Source organism: Flavivirga sp. 57AJ16 (assembly GCF_028736925.1).
GTDB lineage: Bacteria > Bacteroidota > Bacteroidia > Flavobacteriales > Flavobacteriaceae > Flavivirga.
Genome location: NZ_JAQZAT010000003.1, coordinates 236,962 through 250,691, shown reverse-complemented (window position 1 = coordinate 250,691; position 13,730 = coordinate 236,962). Strand labels below are relative to the sequence as shown.

General features: G+C 34.5%; 13 protein-coding genes and 1 other RNA gene. 12 read left to right on the top strand and 2 right to left on the bottom strand.

Annotated features, from left to right (window positions below):
* Positions 1-240: 240 nt before the first annotated feature.
* Positions 241-426, bottom strand: a complete 186-nt coding sequence (locus tag PQO00_RS05100; protein ID WP_274183743.1) for a hypothetical protein — start codon at positions 424-426, stop codon at positions 241-243.
* A gap of 650 nt (positions 427-1,076) precedes the next feature.
* Between PQO00_RS05100 and PQO00_RS05095 the strand changes: the two genes are divergently transcribed.
* The 10 genes from PQO00_RS05095 (at position 1,077) to PQO00_RS05050 (ending at position 10,842) form a co-directional block, all read left to right on the top strand.
* Positions 1,077-1,547: a hypothetical protein gene (locus tag PQO00_RS05095; RefSeq protein WP_274183742.1), complete on the top strand. Its 471-nt coding sequence runs from the start codon at positions 1,077-1,079 to the stop codon at positions 1,545-1,547.
* A gap of 133 nt (positions 1,548-1,680) precedes the next feature.
* A complete protein-coding gene (locus PQO00_RS05090) occupies positions 1,681-2,904 on the top strand; it encodes an efflux RND transporter periplasmic adaptor subunit (protein WP_274183741.1) in 1,224 nt (407 codons plus the stop codon).
* Between the two features lie 116 nt (positions 2,905-3,020).
* Positions 3,021-6,167 carry an efflux RND transporter permease subunit gene (locus PQO00_RS05085; RefSeq protein ID WP_274183740.1) on the top strand — a complete coding sequence of 1,049 codons (3,147 nt, stop codon included), beginning with the start codon at positions 3,021-3,023 and terminating at the stop codon, positions 6,165-6,167.
* A 23-nt stretch (positions 6,168-6,190) separates the two neighbouring features.
* On the top strand, positions 6,191-7,645 hold the full coding sequence (locus PQO00_RS05080; RefSeq protein ID WP_274183739.1) for an efflux transporter outer membrane subunit: 1,455 nt from the start codon (positions 6,191-6,193) through the stop codon (positions 7,643-7,645).
* A gap of 96 nt (positions 7,646-7,741) precedes the next feature.
* Positions 7,742-8,629: an AraC family transcriptional regulator gene (locus PQO00_RS05075; protein ID WP_274183738.1), complete on the top strand. Its 888-nt coding sequence runs from the start codon at positions 7,742-7,744 to the stop codon at positions 8,627-8,629.
* A 60-nt stretch (positions 8,630-8,689) separates the two neighbouring features.
* Positions 8,690-9,364, top strand: coding sequence for an SDR family NAD(P)-dependent oxidoreductase (locus PQO00_RS05070; protein WP_274183737.1), 675 nt, complete (start codon positions 8,690-8,692; stop codon positions 9,362-9,364).
* A 121-nt stretch (positions 9,365-9,485) separates the two neighbouring features.
* Positions 9,486-9,809 (top strand): hypothetical protein, encoded by a 324-nt coding sequence (locus PQO00_RS05065; protein WP_274183736.1) that lies wholly within the window; start codon positions 9,486-9,488, stop codon positions 9,807-9,809.
* 14 nt (positions 9,810-9,823) lie between these two features.
* Positions 9,824-10,006 carry a hypothetical protein gene (locus tag PQO00_RS05060; protein WP_274183735.1) on the top strand — a complete coding sequence of 61 codons (183 nt, stop codon included), beginning with the start codon at positions 9,824-9,826 and terminating at the stop codon, positions 10,004-10,006.
* Between the two features lie 100 nt (positions 10,007-10,106).
* Entirely contained in the window at positions 10,107-10,445 is a 339-nt protein-coding gene (locus PQO00_RS05055; protein WP_274183734.1) for a hypothetical protein, read from the top strand.
* A gap of 61 nt (positions 10,446-10,506) precedes the next feature.
* The gene (locus PQO00_RS05050) at positions 10,507-10,842 is read left to right on the top strand and encodes a hypothetical protein (RefSeq protein ID WP_274183733.1); all 336 of its coding nucleotides are present in this window, start codon (positions 10,507-10,509) and stop codon (positions 10,840-10,842) included.
* Positions 10,843-11,117: 275 nt separating this feature from the next.
* Here the strand turns inward: PQO00_RS05050 and ssrA are convergent.
* Positions 11,118-11,513: a transfer-messenger RNA gene (gene ssrA, locus PQO00_RS05045) on the bottom strand.
* A 199-nt stretch (positions 11,514-11,712) separates the two neighbouring features.
* On the opposite strand from ssrA, the gene PQO00_RS05040 reads away from it, so the two are divergent.
* Together PQO00_RS05040 and PQO00_RS05035 are read left to right on the top strand one after the other, a co-directional pair.
* On the top strand, positions 11,713-12,918 hold the full coding sequence (locus tag PQO00_RS05040) for an NAD(P)-dependent oxidoreductase (protein WP_274183732.1): 1,206 nt from the start codon (positions 11,713-11,715) through the stop codon (positions 12,916-12,918).
* A gap of 20 nt (positions 12,919-12,938) precedes the next feature.
* Complete coding sequence (locus tag PQO00_RS05035; RefSeq protein WP_274183731.1) at positions 12,939-13,724, top strand: SDR family oxidoreductase; 786 nt, start codon at positions 12,939-12,941, stop codon at positions 13,722-13,724.
* The last annotated feature ends 6 nt before the right edge of the window (positions 13,725-13,730 follow it).

Sequence of the window (13,730 nt, the reverse complement as noted above, 5' to 3'; positions counted from 1 at the left end):
TTCTGGTTTGATTTTTTTGTGAAAAGCATCCTTAAGAAAATTAATGTCATTTGGAGTATAATCCGACAGCTCTAAAATAGTAATCCCAAATTTAGTGAGTTCCGGTTTTATTTCATTATAAAATATCCTTCCAAATTCTTCTTGTTGTCTAGAGACTTCTTTGAGAACAATTTTTAGGGTTTTGTTCGGTTTTAAGACTAAAGGTTTTCGGATAGTTTTTTTAATAGTTTTTATCTGCCTTCACTTAGATACTCTAACCTTAAAAAACTCATCAAGGTTTGATGAAAATATTGGGAGAAACTTAATACGTTCATACAAAGGATTGGTTTTGTAGGTAGCCTCTTTTAAAGCTCTCTCGTTAAAGGGTAACCAATTAATTTCAAGATTCTTAAAAAGTTGCTTTTTAGTTTTCTCTTTTGTTTTCATGTCTAACTAATTTAGTTGTAAGAGATAAAACAAGGATTAAATAGATGTTGGTTTAATAACAGGTTTATTATCAATACGTTAAAAAAAGAGGAGTATGATAGAGTCTATAAATAGACCTATTTGAAGAACGATAGAATACATAATCATTAACACGTATATATCCTTCTTGAAATAACAAAATAATCATCTTTATCTGTACCTGTAATTAATATGGAAGCTTTAAGAATGCCACATCTACAATGTCTTTAGTTAAGTTTTTCTTTATAAATGTGACTTCCCAAAACTAGTATTATTAAGTCAACCACTTCAAATTTAAGATTGAAAGAATAATTAGTGTCATGATTTTTAGCATTTTTAATCTTGACCGGCTTCATATTTATATTTTTCGATTACTCTAAAAATTAGACGAAAATATATGGCTATTGGGTTGCTCTATGAAAAAGTATTATCAATTAAGATGTAAAACAAAGGACTTCTATTTTTACCAAATAAAATGGAATGTAAATTCCAGAATGCTTGTCCAATTTTTTAATAAGACAAATATTTTGATTTATTAGATTTTGGTCATTACATACATTTTTTGGGTTATTCTAAGCTTTCTTTTGCTAATATCTTTGTAATATCAAATTGTATAATCAAAAACTCATATTATGAAAGCACTATATTATTACCCCGAACAGATGTTTATAATAATTGTTTTAAGCATATTTACGATTAACCTAAATGCTCAGCAAAACAATAAAGGAGCAACATCTAGCCACATTCTGTTAGACACAATTCCTGAAAGTTCTAAACAGCCTTATAAGACCATGGTTTCTAAAATTGTATTAAACGAAGATTTTAATTATAGAAAATCACTAAAAAGATCAGTAGCTTCAAAAAGAGTGTATGTTTTTTCTAATAAATCTCTGTCTGAGGACGAAATATTAAAACAACTTAAAATAGCCGCTAGAAAGTCAGATTCCGTATCTGAATTTATAAGCTACTTAAATAAGAAAGAAATATCATTTATAAATAGACTTGACATCTCTACATTATCCATTTTGTATAATAAAATTAGAAGTACAACTTTTAATGGCTACCTAGATGATTTAGAAAAAGCCTTCGGTTCAAATTTTTAGAAAGGTCGAGGCACTATCTTATCAATATTAGATTTTGGTCATTTATGTAATTATTATGGTTATAAGTAAGCAAGGATCTACTAATAAATTTGTCCCAGCAAAACAAATCATTGAATATTAAAAACAAATCAAAATGAGAAAAGGTAAATTAAACATTAAAAAAAATAAAAGGGCAACCTTCATTATTATTGGTCTTTTAGCAATAACAATTATTGTGTCAGCATTTTCAGCAGCAGACACATCTGAGCCAGAACAAACAGCAAAAGCACAACCATTGCCAGTTGAAGTAGCTCATCCCGTTTACGAGAAAATCACAGAATGGGACGAATACACGGGACGCTTTGAAGCAAGCAACAAAGCAGACGTTAGAGCACGTGTAAGTGGCTTTTTAGAAAGTGTAAACTTTAAAGACGGTCAAGTGGTAAATAAAGGCGATGTGCTTTTCACTATAGATAATCGACCTTTTAAAATAGCGCTGAATCAAGCAAACGCCAATTATGCACAAGCTAAGGCTAATTTAAAAACAGCCCAAGACAATTTTGAAAGAGTTGCTGACTTACGTGAGTCTGGGGCTGTATCCATAGAAGAATATGACCGCAGGAAACAAGCTTTAGAATTTGCAAAAGCCAGCATTCAACTATCACAAGCCCGTGTAGATGAAGCTAAACTTAACTTAGAATTTACCAGAGTGAAAGCACCAATTTCAGGTTTGGTTAGTAGGGACAAAGTAAATGAAGGCAACTTAATTGATGGAGGGTCTTCTAACTCAACATTATTAACAACAATTGTAGCTACAAGCCCAATTCACTTTTACTTTACAGGTAGCGAATCTGACTATTTACGCTATGCGCGTTTAGCCAGAAAAGGGGAAAGAGATGACGTACGTACAAATGGCATTCCTGTGTATATTAAACTTCAAGATGAAGATGACTTTCTTCATGAAGCAAAAATGGATTTCGTAGATAACCAAATAGATAGCAGGACTGGAACTATAGAAAGTAGAGCTGTTTTACCAAATACAGACCATTTACTGGAACCGGGTATGTTTGGTAAGGCCAAAATTAGTGGTAGTGCAGAGCACGATGCTATTATGATACCTGATGAAATCATTGGTACAAACCAATCCATTCGTTTTGTATACGTATTAGGTAACGACAATACTATAACAAGTAAGAATATCATATTAGGCCCTTTACACTCTAATGGCTTAAGAATTGTTAGGGAAGGCCTGTCCAAAAACGACAAGGTTGTTGTCAATAACATTCAAAAAATACAATCTGGTTTGGCAGTTGCCCCCATTGAATCTTCTTTGGAGGTAGATAAAACCAAAGAGCTTGCTACTAATTCTGGCAAGTAGTCAAAATTATCAACCCTGATTTATAGCAGTCCTTTTAACTGTTCTTCCTACACACCTTAGGGCAAAGTAGGAAGAGCATAAGGGGATACTATTTCTCAAATTTAAACAATAATATTATGAAATTTAGTCACATTTTTATAAAAAGGCCCATTTTCGCCGCCGTGCTAAGTGTACTGATACTTATAGTAGGAGGCTTATCATATTTTTCCCTACCTGTATCACAGTTCCCTGATGTAGCTCCACCAACAGTAGAAGTTGTAGCAGTGTATCCAGGAGCCAATGCGAAAACATTATCAGAAACTGTAGCGGCACCTCTTGAGAAAGAAATTAACGGTGTAGAAAACATGATCTATATGACATCTCAATCATCCGCAGATGGTAGGGTAACATTACAAGTCGCTTTTGAGCTTGGGACAGATTTAGACAAAGCACAGGTACAGGTCCAAAACCGTGTTGCCATCGCAGAACCTAGGTTGCCAGAATCTGTAAAACGATTGGGAATAACTACCAAAAAAATCTCACCAGATATTCTATTAGTAGTTAATCTAATCTCACCAGACGAAACCTATGATCAAATTTACATGGGAAATTATGCTACGCTTCAGTTAAAAGATGAATTGGCCCGTATTAAAGGTATTGGGGACATTCAAATATTTGGAGCTGCTGAATACGCAATGCGAATTTGGCTGGACCCTGATAAAATATCCAATTTGGACATGACTGCAGGAGAAGTTGTTGCAGCACTCAGGGCACAAAACGTGCAAATAGCGAGTGGCACATTAAATACATTACCATCAGGAAGTCAGTCAGCATTTGAAATTAATATTCAAACACAAGGTAAGCTTGTAACAACTGAAGAGTTTGAAAATGTAATTATTAAGTCTGGTGAAGATGGCAGAATTGTTCAGCTTAAAGATATAGGACGCGTAGAATTAGGCGCACAAAATTATGCAACAAAAGGGTATTTAGGAAAAAACCCAGCGATAGCTATGCCTGTATTCCAACAACCAGGAGGTAACGCATTACAAACTGCAACAGATGTTAAAGAAACCATGGAGCGGTTATCAAAAAATTTCCCTGTCGATTTAGAATATGAAATAGCTTATAACTCAACGGAGTTTATTCAGAAATCCGTAGATCAAGTCTATACTACCATTTTTGAAGCTGTTATCCTTGTTGTATTGGTTATCCTATTGTTTCTACAGTCATGGCGAGCAGCTATTATACCAATCTTAGCCATTCCAGTTTCGCTCATTGGTACGTTTGCTGTAATGCAGGGAATAGGTTTTTCTTTAAATAACCTAACCTTATTTGGATTAGTGCTAGCTATTGGTATTGTGGTAGATGACGCTATTGTAGTAGTTGAAAATATGGAGCGCTACTTAGCTAAAGGCATGTCGCCAAGAGAAGCAGCCTTTAAGACTATGGATGAAGTTGGAGGCGCTTTAGTTGCTATTGGTTTGGTATTAATAGCCGTATTTATCCCAACCGCTTTTTTAGAAGGTTTTTCAGGGCAATTTTACAAACAATTTGGAATGACTATAGCGGTAGCCACTGCCATCTCAGTATTTGTGTCTTTAACTTTAAGTCCTGCTATGGCAGCTTTGCTAATGAAGCATGAAGAAAAAGATGAGAATAAGAAGACACCATTAATCTTAAAACCACTTGTGTTTATTGGTAACACATTTAACGGATTTATGGATAAACTTTCAGACAGTTATGGTAAAAGTGTCCAAAAATTGGTAAGAACAGCTATTATAGTACTCGTTATTTATGGTGGGTTGATAGGATTAACAGGCATTGAGTTTAATAGAGTCTCTAAAGGTTTTGTTCCTGCAATGGACCAACAGTACTTAGTTACTTTAATTCAATTGCCACCAGGTTCTTCATTAACAAGAACTGATGAGACTGTTAGAAATGTATTGGATATAACATTAGATACAGAAGGTGTGGAAACAGCGGTATCATTTACGGGCTTTGATCCAACATCTTTTACCAATGCTTCAAATTCCGCTGCAATATTCTTGGTCTTAGAGGATTTTGATGTAAGAACTAAAAAAGGCATTGATTATCAAGAACTTTTAAATACTCTTAGAGGAAAAGTAGCACAGGTGGATGATGCTATCGTATTTGTTGTTCCACCACCATCAGTAAGTGGTATTGGTAACGCGGGAGGATTCAGAATGATGGTTCAAGACCGTTCAAACTTAGGTACAGAAACATTAATGGAAGCTACCTATGCCTTGGCAGGAGCAGCTAATGCCGACCCTATACTAAACAATGTATTTACCTTTTTTAACAATCAAACACCTCAATTGTATTTGGATATTGATCGTGTGAAAGCACAACAGCTTGGAGTTAATGTGGGTGACATATTTCAGTCATTGGAAATTTATATGGGCTCAGCCTTTGTTAATGACTTCAACTATCTAGGCAGAACATTTCAGGTTACTGCACAAGCAGACTCACCTAACCGGTTAACACCGGATGATATAACACGTATAGAGGTAAGAAACAACAAAGGAGAAATGGTGCCATTGGGGACAATTGCTACACAACAGGATATTTCAGGACCAGCGAGAATCCCAAGGTTTAATTTATACCCTTCTATTTCATTGAATGGTGATGTGGCACCAGGCTATAGTTCGGGACAGGCCTTGGATAGAATGGAAGAATTAGCTGATGAAATTTTACCACAAGGCGTTTCCTTTCAGTGGACTGAAATGGCCTACCAAGAAAAACAAACAGGTAATACCGCTGGTATAGCCTTCTTATTGGCTGTAGTATTTGTATTTCTGTTATTGGCTGCACAGTTTGAGAGTCTTGTACTTCCGCTCGCAGTAATCTTCATTGTGCCCATGGTACTATTGTCTGCAATTGTAGGTATTGATCTAGCAGGCTTGGACAATAACATAATGGTACAGATAGGCCTTATTGTATTGGTAGGTTTAGCGAGTAAAAATGCTATTCTTATTGTAGAGTTTGCCAAACAATTAGAAGACCAAGGCAAAGATTTAAAAACAGCCGTAATTGAAGCGTCCAAGTTGCGTCTACGTCCTATTTTAATGACCGCGATGGCATTCATTCTAGGTGTGGTTCCACTGGCTATAGCTACTGGTGCAGGGGCAGAATTGCGCGTGTCTTTAGGTATTGCAGTATTTAGTGGTATGCTTGGAGTTACCTTGTTCGGTATCTTTTTAACACCTGTGTTTTACTATCTAGGTCGCAAATGGCTGACTAAAAATAAAAAACAAGCGAATTAAAAATCTTATAAAAACAAATTAAAATGAAACATCTAACCCTTATGGCACTAGCTTTATTCTTAATCTCTTGTGGGATTACAAAAAGAAGTTTTGAAGTAAAGTCAAATGCTAACGTAGAAAATAGTTTTCTGGAAGAAAACTTAGAAGAAGACATCTATTCAAATCTAGATATAACACAAAATTGGTGGTCAGAGTTTAACGATCCTGTGTTGGATTCATTAATTGAAAAAGTAGGACAACATAATTTGGATATTAATACTGCAGTCGCAAATTTTTATGCTTCACGTGCCTTTTTGAAGGGAACAAAGTTAGATAGACTTCCCACAGTAACGGCTAAAGGTGATTATACCAGAACGCGTCTAGGGGAAAACGTTTTTGTTTCTGGTAGCAACCCTACCTTTAATACTTACAGTGCAAGTTTTGATGCTTTTTGGGAAGCAGATGTATTTGGTAGAGTATCTAACCGTATAAAAGGCGCTTATGCCAACAGCCAATTAGCATTGGCAGATGTGCAAAGTGTGTATGTAAGTATATTTGCAGAAACAGCTAAAAACTACATGGAATTAAGAGGTACTCAATATCTACTTAATATTGCAGAACGTAATTTAGAGGGGCAGCAAAACACTTACGATTTAACCGTAAAACTATCTGAAGCAGGCACAAGCAACAGTTTAGACGTTTCTAGAGCCTTAGCACAATTAGAAAATACACGAGCTACTGTTTACCCGCTAAGAACACGTGTTGAGGCATTAAAAAATAGCTTAAGCGTACTTATTGGTGAAATACCCGGTAATTTGGATGAGACGCTTTTAAACGACAAACCGTTACCTAGTTTACCGTCTTCTGTGGCATTGGGAGATATAAACGAGCTTTTGCGTCGTCGACCTGATGTGCGCCGAGCGGAGGCTACGCTACAAGTGCAAATTGCTAAGTATAATATTTCTGTAGCAGAATTGTACCCTAAAGTTCAGTTTGGAGGGGCCATAGGATTTTCGGCAGTAGACTTTTCTAACTTCGGAAAGAAAGAGTCATTTACTTGGAGTATTATGCCCAATATTAGTTGGGCAGCATTCAATTTAGGTCGCGTAAAACAACAAATTAAACAAAATGATGCGTTAACACTGGCAGCTTTAAATCAGTATGAGAAAACCATATTAAAAGCGCTTGAAGAAATTAAAACAGCATTGACAAATTATTCAAACGAATTGCAACGGCGAGAAATTTTAAGAACTTCTTCTAAAGCAAGTTCACGGGCGGCAGCTATTGCAAAACAAAGGTTTAATGCAGGATTAGATAATTTTATCGATTATTTGAGTGCGGAAAACACAATGTTGCTTTCGGAAAATTTATTGGCCACAAGCGAAATTTCTGCGACTACATCTTTAATTGCAATATATAAAGCTCTAGGCGGCGGATGGCAAATAATTTCAGAAGAAGAACTTAATACAAAATTTGAACAATTAAGTATGTCTGAATAGAATATTAGGGAGATATCAAGTTCTAGAATTAATAATAATCTTTATTTGTTTGATGTAACGGATATTTCACTCATTATTTTATATTTTTATAGGATAATGAAATCAGAAATACCAATATATAATTCTAGTAATGAAATCCACAAAGTCATCGGGTTTCCACACAGAAGCCACATACCAGGTTTTGATATTTTTACCATCGAGAGTATGGAGCCTTCTTCAAGACGTTGTATGCCGCCATATAGACAAAGTTTTTTTCATATTGGGCTATTAAGCTCTGTGGGGAATAGTAAGTTAAATATAAACACAGAATTACTTAATGTAGAGGAATACCCATTATGGTTTGTGGTACCTGGACAAGTATTTTCTTGGGTTAGGGATGAAAAAATGACAGGATACAACATAATGTTCAAAAAAGATTTTTTGATGAATGTGGTCCAGAATTATATCGAAGTTTTTCCTTTTCTAAAAATGTCGGAAAGTAAGCCGTTGATTTTGTCAAAAGAAGAGCATAAAACTTTACTATTGGATGCGGAAAGAATGCATTCTGTTTTTAAAAATCCGCATCCTTATCAAGAAAAGATGTTGGAAGGCATGTTGGTATCATTTTTATATTATTGCAAGGCAATTTATGATAGATTAAGTATAACTGAAAATCATTTACCAAGAGCCCAAATGATCACGCAAAAGTTTGAAACATTAGTTGATAAAATGTATATAGAAACTAAAAGTGTAGGAGATTATGCTAATGAGCTGAACATTACTCCAAATTATCTCACTACAACTGTGAAAAAATTTACTGGAAAAAGTGCCAAAGATATTATTCAAGAACGACTTTTAGTTGAAAGCAAAAGCTTATTAAGATTTTCTGGGCTAGATATCGCTGAAATTGCTTATAGATTGAATTTTCAAGAACCAACTCATTTTACAAGATTTTTTAAAAAATTTAGTGGTACTACACCTAATAAATTTAGACATAAAGAATAAAAAAGTTAAATCAAGACAATACTTTAAATTGAATAAAGTGTTTATTAAATAGTTATAGTTATGAAAACTAAAAATATAGCCTTAGTTACAGAATCTGGGAACGGATTTGGGAAAACCTTTGCTAATATTATATTAAATAATAAATACGATGTGATACTTGCCGCAAGTAGTGAAAGTTATAGGCTTTTGTCGGTGGAGGGAAAATATTTACAAAATTATGATTTAGTAAAAGTAGATTTTACATCAGAAAAGAGTTTGATAGAATTGAAGGAATACCTTGAATTAAATTATGGGAAATTAGATTTATTAATTAATAATGCTGAAGTCGCTAATGGTTTTGGTCAAAAGATAGAACATATTAATATTAAAGAAGTTAAACAAACTTATGAGATTAATGTGTTTACAGTAATAAGATTGGTTCAACTTTTTAAACCTTTATTAGAGAATAGTGAAAATCCAAATATCATTAATGTTACTAGTTCAATTGGTTGTATAGACAATATGAGAGATGATCAGTTTTGTTATTCAGATTATTCCATGATAGCCTATGCAACTTCTAAAGCGGCTTTGAATATGTATACTCATCTACAGCGTAAAGAATTTAAAGCTTCAAAAATCGACATTAATAATTTTGACCCTATTCTGCCTGGTAACTGTACTCATAATTCAGTAACCATTTCCGATGGCAAAGAAGATGAATTTATTTCACTTATTAATAAAAACTCTTTAGTGTAAATAAAAGGACAAGTTTTTAAGTAGTTTAGAAATCGTTTTTTTAAACACGTCTCTTCTTTTCTAAAGTTTAGAAAAATGCTTTGGACTTATTCCAAACTGTTTTTTAAAGGCACATTCATAATTGGTATTACTAAGAATTAGTGAGTTTCAGCATAGTTTTTCATTTTTATCTGCTACAGAAAGTTTTGATGCCTATTACGCCCGTTTTCTACAGAGTGATTTGGGTAAAATTCATCTAGCGATTCCTTGGAAGTCTTTAGTTGAGAAAATGAGGATTTCAGAAAAAGCAACGGGTTCAAAAATGCTATTTAGCCCAAAAGGACGCATCGCCTTAATGCTATTAAAGCATTATGCTTGTTGTTCAGACAAGAAGCCTATAGAACAACTTAACAGTAATATTGATTATCAATTTTTCTGTGACATCCATTTGGGTTGCACCGCTTAACCAACTTTAAAATAGTGAGTCAAGTTCGGTGTGAATTGGCAGATAAACGTAGTATTGATTCATTAAAGAACGTTTTATATAACCACTGGAGCCCTTATATAGATAGCAAAAGTGAAATTACGGTAGATGCTACTTGTTATGAGAGCGAAATACGCTATCCCACTCCCCAAAAATTATTGAGGGAAGCCGTGGATTGATTGTATAAACAACTACGAATAAACTGCAAAATTTTGGGAATAAAAATGATGCGAACCAAGTACTTAAAATGGAAGAAACGCTATTTTTGGATTTAGTAAAATGCGCAGAAAAACAAACAAAAAAAGAAAACCTCTAACAAGAGCTTTATTGCACTTACTAAGAAAGCCTATAGCCTTTGAAAAAGAACTTCGTGATACAAACAAGTTGAACTTTACGGTAACTTGTTACAGACGGGTGGCTACCATTAAAAAAGAGCATACACAACAGCAAGAGTACTTCGATACAGGTATATCACCCAAAAATAGAATTGTGAGTATTGCTAAAGATTACCTTAGGCCCATTGTAAGGGGAAAAGAGGTAAAACCTGTAGAATTCGGAGCGAAAGTAAACAAACTTCATAATAGGTGGTATCAATTTTATAGAGCATCTAAGCTTTAATGTCTTTAATGAAGGCACAAGGCTTAAAAGTACTGTTTATAAAGCGCAATCATTGACTCAAGTGAAAACAAAAATAGTGGGTGCCGATGCTATCTGTGTCACTAACAAGAACTGGAATTTTGTTACAAAAAACAACATCAGGACCGACTTTAAGCGCAAAGGTAAGCTTCCTAAAAATTACCGAGAAGAAAAGAAGCTAAAAGCATTAATAACCAAGGAACGAGCAACAAGATCGGAAGGTAGTTTTGGAAAAGAAAAAGAACACTATCACCCTAAAAAGATTAAAGCCAAAACAAAACTCACAGAAAAACTCTGGATATTTTTTGGAAAACATACTGCCAATGCCTTGGATATTGGACGTAGAATACAAGACATCAAAAATCTGATAGTTGCCTGAAAATTATTGATATTGTCAAAAAAAAATATAGGATAAGTGCGTTCAATCCTCATTTAAAACCCAGCTATACCTTCAAATTCTTGAAAAAGAAAAATCCAAGACTTGAAAATCAATCAAATCTTGATTTTTTTTGATGCGGATTCTAAACTTTGTAAATTCTGAATGCGCCTCTCAAGTCACCTTTTAGATGGTTTTATATTGTATGGTATCATATAAAATGTAAAACCCTGTAAATTATATATTTACAGGGTTTTTGATGAGTTTTGATACTCTAAAAGTGGAGTCGGAGAGAATCGAACTCTCGTCCAAACAAGTAACCAAAGAGCTTTCTACACGTTTATTCTTTTCTTGGTTTTTCGATTATAAGCTGGTTAAAGACAACCCACTAATAACTTATCTTTTTTAGTTTCAAAAAGGCATCAAAGCGCTACCTAATCTATGTTAACATTTACGATGCCTCAAAATGGAACGCCGTTAACAAAGGCTTTCCGGAGACATAAAGCTTTCCCGCCTTGCGGGACTAGGCAAATCTTACTATAAATTCAGATTATGCAGCTAAAGCGTAGTTATTCTCGCCGTTTAAAAGTTGACCTAGCCTTTAACGTGTTTCAATGTCATTACACGACGTGCTTACCGTTCAATTAATCTCGCTGTCAAAACCAGTCGACCCCATAATTAATTTATCACTTCTAGTGATTTTCTGTAATATAACTCTTAATGTAGACAGCAAAGGTATCAAAAAGTTTGTATAACCATGCAAATCCTCTTATTTTCGTGCAAAAATTGTTCCAGTATTCAAGTAACAGTTTGCCATAGATACTGTTAGCATTTATAGAACCGTTAAATGGCCAAATAAATAAACAAATAAATATGCAGTTTGCTATTATAAAAGAGCGCAAAAACCCACCAGACAGACGCGTGGTATTTTCTCCAGTAAAACTAACCGAAGTACAAAAAGAATTTCCTGAAGCGGCTTTTAAAGTAGAATCTAGTGATATTCGTGTGTTTTCTGATGAACAATATAAGACGGAAGGGTTTGAAACTGTAAGTAATATAGATGATTGTGATGTGATGCTTGGTGTAAAGGAAGTACCAGTTGAAAATTTAATACCGAATAAAAAATACTTTTTCTTTTCACACACTATAAAAAAGCAACCCTATAATAGAAAACTCTTAAAGGCCATTTTAAATAAAAATATCGAACTATATGATCATGAAACCATAACAGGTAGTCATGGGTTCCGTTTAATAGGGTTTGGTTATTATGCAGGATTGGTAGGTGCTTATAATGGTTTTAGAGCATTAGGATTACGAGATGGACTATTTGATTTACCAAAAGTAGAAAGTCTTGCAGATTTAAAAGCGGTTAAGGCAGCGTTAGATAAAATACAATTACCGAATATTAAGATATTACTTTCTGGAACAGGGAAAGTTGCGCGTGGGGCAAAAGAAATTCTAGATCATTTAAAAATAAAGCAAGTTAGTGATGCCCTGTATTTAACGGCTAAATTTACCGAGCCCGTTTATTGTTTGGTAGATGTCATGGAATATAATAAGCGCAAGGATGGCAAAGTTGGCAATGCAGAAGAATTTTATAAAGATGCCACAGGTTATGAAAGTAATTTTATGCCTTATGCTAAAGAAACCGATTTTTTTATAGCGGGACATTTTTATGGCACAGGAGCGCCTTATTTGTTTACGAGGGAAGATGCTAAATCACCAAATTTCAATATAAATTTAGTGGCAGATATTAGCTGTGATGTAGATGGCCCTGTGGCTTCTACATTAAGGGCATCGACCATCGCAAAACCATTTTATGGTTACGACCCGCAATCTGAAAAAGAAGTTGCATTTAATGCAAAAGGCGCGATTACAGTGATGGCAGTGGATAATTTGCCGTGCGAGCTTCCAAAAGATGCTAGCGAAGGTTTTGGCGAACAATTTCTCCAATATGTTATCCCAGCTTTTTTTAATAACGATGCAGATGGTATTTTAGAGCGTGCCAGAATAACAAAAAATGGAAAACTAACAGAGCGTTTCTTGTATTTACAAGATTATGTGGATGGTAAAGAGTGATTTTGAATTACTAAAATAAAATGATGACGAAAACAGCGTTAGTTACAGGAGCTGCTTCGGGACTAGGATATGAATTGGCGTTTTTACTTATAAAAGATGGTTATGATCTTGTTTTGGTTGATATTGATGCACCTAAATTAAAAGAAGTAAAGCAGTTTTTTAATAAAAAGTTTAAAAGCGAGGTTAATTTATTGATCAAGGATTTAAGTAAACCAGATGCGGCCCAGGATATTTATAATGAAGTTGAGCACTTGCCCAGAATGGATGTATTGGTAAATAATGCAGGTTTTGGGTTGTTCGGCACATTTGCAAAAACAGATTGGAAGCGGGAGTCTGAGATGCTTCATCTTCATGTTTTAACGACCACACATTTAACAAAACTTATTTTGCCTGCAATGATTTCTAGAAAATCTGGTAAAATTTTAAATATCTCATCTTTAGCAGCATTTCAGCCAGGACCGTTGATGTCGATGTATTACGCATCAAAATCTTATATTTTATCTTTTTCGGAAGCTATAGCCAATGAGCTAAAAGGTACGGGGGTGACCGTTACGGTTTTGTGTCCAGGACCCACAAAAACATTATTTCAGGAAACCGTTTCCAACGATTGCTCGGAAAATAAAATTAGCTTTAACATGGCTTGCCCAACTGATGTGGCATTGTATGGTTATAATGCTATGATTAAAGGAAAAACAGTTGCCATTCCTGGTGCTTTTAACAAGTTTTTATCCACGATACCACGTTTTATTTCAAGAAATATGGTAACAAGAATTGTTAGAAATATTCAAGAAAAGAATCGAGCGTAGTAATCG

Excerpts from the sequence above, each read along its gene's own strand:
- PQO00_RS05090 (WP_274183741.1), top strand. The coding sequence starts at position 1,681 with ATGAGAAAAGGTAAATTAAACATTAAAAAAAATAAAAGGGCAACCTTC.
- PQO00_RS05055 (WP_274183734.1), top strand. The coding sequence starts at position 10,107 with ATGCGCAGAAAAACAAACAAAAAAAGAAAACCTCTAACAAGAGCTTTA.
- PQO00_RS05100 (WP_274183743.1), bottom strand. The coding sequence starts at position 426 with ATGAAAACAAAAGAGAAAACTAAAAAGCAACTTTTTAAGAATCTTGAA.
- PQO00_RS05085 (WP_274183740.1), top strand. The coding sequence starts at position 3,021 with ATGAAATTTAGTCACATTTTTATAAAAAGGCCCATTTTCGCCGCCGTG.
- PQO00_RS05035 (WP_274183731.1), top strand. The coding sequence starts at position 12,939 with ATGATGACGAAAACAGCGTTAGTTACAGGAGCTGCTTCGGGACTAGGA.
- PQO00_RS05040 (WP_274183732.1), top strand. The coding sequence starts at position 11,713 with ATGCAGTTTGCTATTATAAAAGAGCGCAAAAACCCACCAGACAGACGC.
- PQO00_RS05075 (WP_274183738.1), top strand. The coding sequence starts at position 7,742 with ATGAAATCAGAAATACCAATATATAATTCTAGTAATGAAATCCACAAA.
- PQO00_RS05095 (WP_274183742.1), top strand. The coding sequence starts at position 1,077 with ATGAAAGCACTATATTATTACCCCGAACAGATGTTTATAATAATTGTT.
- PQO00_RS05080 (WP_274183739.1), top strand. The coding sequence starts at position 6,191 with ATGAAACATCTAACCCTTATGGCACTAGCTTTATTCTTAATCTCTTGT.
- PQO00_RS05070 (WP_274183737.1), top strand. The coding sequence starts at position 8,690 with ATGAAAACTAAAAATATAGCCTTAGTTACAGAATCTGGGAACGGATTT.